Annotated in this window: 1 protein-coding gene and 1 pseudogene; both read right to left on the reverse strand. The window is 66.3% G+C overall.

The window, feature by feature from the left end; translation table 11 throughout:
* Positions 1–341: GntR family transcriptional regulator (locus tag EOA22_RS36270; protein ID WP_127390749.1), on the reverse strand; the 341-nt coding region annotated here is incomplete at its 3' end.
* A pseudogene (locus EOA22_RS36275) lies at positions 338–647 on the reverse strand (formimidoylglutamate deiminase); the annotation flags it as partial. The pseudogene EOA22_RS36275 and the gene EOA22_RS36270, both read right to left, overlap by 4 nt.

Here is a 647-nt window from a genome sequence, read left to right on the forward strand (position 1 = left end):
CTTTTGTGTCGGGCGACGCGCTCGTAGCGATAGGGCAGGCCGAGCGCTTCGACCTCGATGCGGATATCGTGGATTTCCAGCACCGCGGCCTGCGACTGCGGCCGGCGCACAAAGCTGCCTGAGCGGCGGCGGCGCTCGATCAGTCCGGCCTTGGCAAGCTGCGACAGCGCCTTGTTCACCGTCATGCGCGAGCAATTGTATTGCACGCTCAACTCATGCTCGAACGGGATGCGATGACCGGGCGCCCAGGCGCCGGACAGGATTTTCTCGCTGATGTCGGAGAGGATGCGCTGGTGCAGCGAGCCGCCGCCTTCCGCCTCCACTGTACCGGCCATGCTCATGCCGAAAGCGCCGTCATCACGTTGCGAAAACGCTCAGCGATGGCCTCTCGCTTCACATGCCTGCCGCCGCTGACCTGTTTGCGGCCATGCACCCAGACGCAGTCGACCTTGCTGCCATTGGCGAAGATCCAGGCGTCGAGGATCGCGTCGCCACTCTTGCCGGCCAGCGAGGGATTTTTGGGATCGAGCGAGACAAGATCGGCGGATGCGCCGGCGGCGATCGCGGAAGCACCGGCGCCAAGCGCGACGCTGCCACCGTCGAGCGCGGAGTCGAACAGTGCGCGGCGGGCCGAGCCGCCTGCCACC

The organism is Mesorhizobium sp. M7A.F.Ca.US.014.04.1.1, assembly GCF_003998745.1.
GTDB lineage: Bacteria > Pseudomonadota > Alphaproteobacteria > Rhizobiales > Rhizobiaceae > Mesorhizobium > Mesorhizobium ciceri.